Below are 4,605 nucleotides of genomic sequence, written 5' to 3'. Positions count from 1 at the left end.
CCTATGACCCGCCGGCACGCCTCAAGGTCGCCCGGGCGCTCGTCGAGCTGGCCCGGCTGGTGCCGCTGACGCTCGCGGTGCTGCTCTACGCCGGGGTGGCCTATGTGCTCGTCAGGATCTGGGAGGCGAGCGACCTTCTCCTCGCCGTCCTGGTCGCGGGGCCGGTGCTCGCGGCCGCGGGAGCAGTCGCGGCCGGTGTCACGGTCGCGGCGAAATGGCTGCTCGTCGGCCGGGTCCGCGCCGGCTCGCACCCGCTGTGGAGCTGGTTCGTGTGGGCCAACGAGCTGGCCGACACCTTCGTCGAGGTGCTGGCCGCGCCCTGGTTCACCGGTGCCGTGTCGGGCACCCCGGTGCTCAACCTGTGGTTCCGGGCGCTCGGGGCGCGGATCGGCCGCGGTGTCTGGATCGAGACCCACTGGCTCCCCGAGACCGACCTGGTCGAGCTCGGCGACGGCGCCACGGTCAACGCCGGCACCGTCGTGCAGACGCATCTCTTCCACGACCGTGTGCTGGCCCTCGACGTGGTCACCCTGAAGCGAGGCGCCACGCTCGGCCCCAACTCGGTGATCCTGCCCGCCGCCGCCATCGGCCGGCATGCGGTCGTCGGCCCGGTGTCGCTGGTGATGCGCGGGGAGAGCCTCCCCGACAAGACCCTGTGGATCGGCAACCCGATCGGTCCCTGGGACCAGACCGGCTGACAGGATGCCTCTACCATGACGGCCGTGCCGAAGCCCCCGACCGCCGACCCCTACCTCCCAGGTCACGGGGACGCTTCGTGGAGCGCGACCCACTACGACCTCGAGCTGACCTACGACCTGGTCGGCAACCGGCTCGCGGGCACCGCGACGATCCGCGCGGTCGCGGTCGACGACATCACCCGCGTCGTCCTCGACCTCGCCCACCTGCGGGTGCAGAAGGTGGCGATCGACGGCCGTCCGCCGGCGAAGTGGGCCCATCGCGACCACCGTCTGGTCCTCGACCTCCGCTCGCGGATCGCGGCCGGCGAGGAGTTCGTGATCACGGTCAGGTACTCCGGCAAGCCCCGCCCCGTCGTGCTGCCGCACCACGGTGACGCCGGCTGGGAGGAGCTCGCCGACGGCGTCATCGTCGCCGGTCAGCCGCACGGCGCGCCGACCTGGTTCCCCTGCAACGACCGCCCCTCCGACAAGGCCCGCTACGCGATCAGCGTGACCACCGCACCCGGCTACGCGGTCGTCTCCAACGGCGAGCTGACCTCCCGCGTACGCCGCGGCAGCGGGGAGACCTGGCGCTACTGGCAGGCCGAGCCGATGGCGACCTACCTGGCCACGGTGCAGATCGGGCGCTACCGGGTCGTCGACCTAGCGGCCAGCGAGGGGCCGGGCGGCCGGGTCCCGATCCGGGCTGCGTACCCGGTCGACGCCACCGCGGGCTTCGAGGCCTCCTTCGGGCGGCAGCGGGAGATGATGGCCTACTTCACCTCGGTCTTCGGGCCCTACCCGTTCGCCTCCTACTCCGTCGTGGTCACCGACGACGAGCTCGAGATCCCGCTGGAGTCGCAGTCGCTGTCGACCTTCGGGCGCAACCACCTCACCGGCGAGTGGTCCGAGGTACGCCTCGTGGCCCACGAGCTCGCCCACCAGTGGTTCGGCAACGCGGTGACGCTGCGCGAGTGGCGCGACATCTGGCTGCACGAGGGCTTCGCCTGCTACAGCGAGTGGCTGTGGTCGGACGCCTCCGGGGGCCGCTCGTGCGGTGAGCACGCCCGCCACCATCACCGCCGGCTCGCCGCACTGCCGCAGGACCTGGTCCTCGCCGACCCCGGGCCCAAGGACATGTTCGACGACCGGGTCTACAAGCGCGGAGCGCTCACCCTGCATGCCGTGCGGCGTACGGTCGGGGACGAGTCGTTCTTCCGGCTGCTGCGCACCTGGGTCGCCCGCCACAGCGGCGGCACGGTCACCACCGCCGACTTCGAGGCGCTCGCGGCCGAGGTCGGCGACCGCGACCTCACCCCGCTCTTCGACGCCTGGCTGCGGCGGCCGTCGCTGCCCGACCTGCCTGCCTGACTGTCGCGCTGTCGTATCTTGGGCCCGTGCCCGAGCTGACCTTCCGTGACGCCACCTTTTCCGATGTGGATGCCCTGGTCGGGCTGATCGAGTCCGCCTACCGCGGCGATGCCTCCCGCGCCGGCTGGACCACCGAGGCCGACCTGCTGGCCGGGCAGCGCACCGACCCGGAAGGCGTACGAGAGGTCATTACCGCGCCGGGTTCCCGGCTCCTGGTCGCCGAACCGGCCGCCGAGCGGGCGGCGGAGATCGTCGCCTGCTGCCAGCTGCAGAAGCGGGAGGCGTACGTCTATTTCGGCATGTTCTCCGTCTCGCCGGCGCTGCAGGGCGGCGGTGTCGGCAAGGCCGTGATGGCCGAGGCCGAGCGGATCGCGCGGGAGTGGGGTGCTGAGGAGATCCGGATGACCGTGATCCGCCAGCGCGAGGACCTGATCGCGTTCTACGAGCGGCGGGGGTTCCGGCGTACGGGACGCTTCGAGCCGTTCCCCTACGGCGACGAGCGCTTCGGTCTGCCGCTGCGCGACGACCTCGAGTTCGCGGAGCTCGCGAAGTCACTCTGACCGGCCGTCATCCGTCCGAATTTCTTGCACTCGCAGGGGTCGAGTGCTAAACATGAGGCTGGCACTCTTACCATGAGAGTGACAACAACCGGACCGGTGACGTTGAGGCGTCGCGAGCGGCAGGGAAGGGTTCTGCCGGGAGCGGCGTCGTCCGTCGCGGGCAACCCATCGGACCGGATCCAACGAACTTCCCAAGTGAAGGATCGCAGGAGCAATGCCGAAGCTCATCGCTTTCAACGAGGAGGCCCGTCGGGGTCTGGAGAAGGGTCTCAACACCCTCGCCGACGCCGTCAAGGTCACCCTCGGTCCCAAGGGCCGCAACGTCGTGCTCGAGAAGAAGTGGGGCGCCCCCACGATCACCAACGATGGTGTCTCCATCGCCAAGGAGATCGAGCTCGAGGACCCCTACGAGAAGATCGGTGCCGAGCTGGTCAAGGAGGTCGCGAAGAAGACCGACGACGTCGCCGGTGACGGCACGACGACCGCGACCGTTCTCGCCCAGGCGCTGGTCCGCGAGGGCCTGCGCAACGTCGCCGCGGGTGCCAACCCGGCCGGCCTGAAGCGCGGCATCGAGGCGGCCGTCGACGCCGTCTCCGAGCAGCTGCTCGCCCAGGCCAAGGACATCGAGACCAAGGAGCAGATCGCTGCTACCGCCTCGATCTCGGCTGCTGACACCACCGTCGGCGAGATCATCGCCGAGGCGATGGACAAGGTCGGCAAGGAAGGTGTCATCACCGTCGAGGAGTCGAACACCTTCGGGCTCGACCTCGAGCTCACCGAGGGTATGCGCTTCGACAAGGGCTACATCTCGGCCTACTTCGTGACCGACCCGGAGCGTATGGAGACCGTCCTCGACGACCCGTACATCCTGATCGTCAACTCGAAGATCTCCAGCGTCAAGGACCTGATCCCGGTCCTGGAGAAGGTCATGCAGACCGGCAAGCCGCTGGTCATCCTGGCCGAGGACGTCGACGGCGAGGCTCTCTCGACGCTGGTCGTCAACAAGATCAAGGGCACCTTCAAGTCCGTCGCCGTCAAGGCTCCGGGCTTCGGTGACCGCCGCAAGGCCATGCTGCAGGACATCGCGATCCTCACCGGTGGCCAGGTCATCTCCGAGGAGGTCGGCCTCTCCCTGGAGACCGCCGGCATCGAGCTGCTCGGCCAGGCCCGCAAGGTCGTCATCACCAAGGACGAGACCACCATCGTCGAGGGTTCGGGCGACCAGGGTCAGATCGAGGGCCGGGTCAACCAGATCCGCGCCGAGATCGAGAAGTCGGACTCCGACTACGACCGCGAGAAGCTCCAGGAGCGCCTCGCCAAGCTGGCCGGCGGCGTGGCCGTCATCAAGGTCGGCGCGGCCACCGAGGTCGAGCTCAAGGAGCGCAAGCACCGCATCGAGGACGCCGTCCGCAACGCGAAGGCCGCTGTCGAGGAGGGCATCCTCCCCGGTGGTGGTGTCGCGCTGATCCAGGCCGCGACCACCGCGTTCGAGAAGCTCGAGCTCGAGGGCGACGAGGCCACCGGTGCCGCGATCGTCAAGGCCGCCATCTCGGCGCCGCTGAAGCAGATCGCCATCAACGCCGGCCTCGAGGGTGGCGTCGTGGCGGAGAAGGTCGCCGGTCTCCCGGTCGGCCAGGGCCTCAACGCGGCCACGGGCGAGTACGTCGACCTGCTCCAGGCCGGCATCATCGACCCCGCCAAGGTGACCCGCTCCGCGCTGCAGAACGCCGCGTCGATCGCCGCGCTGTTCCTCACCACCGAGGCCGTCGTGGCCGACAAGCCGGAGAAGGCCGCCGCTGGCGACCCGACCGGTGGCATGGGTGACATGGGCGGCATGGGCTTCTGATCGCCCGCTGTTCCCAGCAAGAGGGCCCCTCCTTCGGGAGGGGTCCTCTTCGGGTTTCCGGCCGGCCGCAGGGTAGTCCAGGGAGTTTCCGTCGGGTACGCGCCAGTAAAGGGTCGGTCGCGGCGTGGGCTCCCCCCCGCGGGGGGGGCGC

Annotated in this window: 3 protein-coding genes and 1 pseudogene; all 4 read left to right on the top strand. The window is 69.9% G+C overall.

All coding sequences use genetic code 11. The annotated features are described in order from the left end of the window. Nucleotides 1–698 (top strand): annotated as a pseudogene (locus tag ACFVJS_RS26355) (amino acid adenylation protein); the annotation flags it as partial. 15 nt (nt 699–713) lie between these two features. Next, nucleotides 714–2,048, top strand: a complete 1,335-nt coding sequence (locus ACFVJS_RS26350; protein ID WP_378886521.1) for a M1 family metallopeptidase — start codon at nt 714–716, stop codon at nt 2,046–2,048. A 26-nt stretch (nt 2,049–2,074) separates the two neighbouring features. Beyond that, complete coding sequence (locus ACFVJS_RS26345; protein WP_378886520.1) at nt 2,075–2,608, top strand: GNAT family N-acetyltransferase; 534 nt, start codon at nt 2,075–2,077, stop codon at nt 2,606–2,608. 214 nt (nt 2,609–2,822) lie between these two features. Continuing rightward, on the top strand, nt 2,823–4,454 hold the full coding sequence (gene groL / locus ACFVJS_RS26340; RefSeq protein ID WP_165111217.1) for a chaperonin GroEL: 1,632 nt from the start codon (nt 2,823–2,825) through the stop codon (nt 4,452–4,454). Nucleotides 4,455–4,605: the final 151 nt, after the last annotated feature.

It is taken from the genome of Nocardioides sp. NPDC057772 (assembly GCF_042798075.1).
GTDB lineage: Bacteria > Actinomycetota > Actinomycetes > Propionibacteriales > Nocardioidaceae > Nocardioides.
The sequence above is the reverse complement of the archived record's forward strand: the minus strand, read 5'-3'. Positions and strand labels throughout refer to the sequence as shown.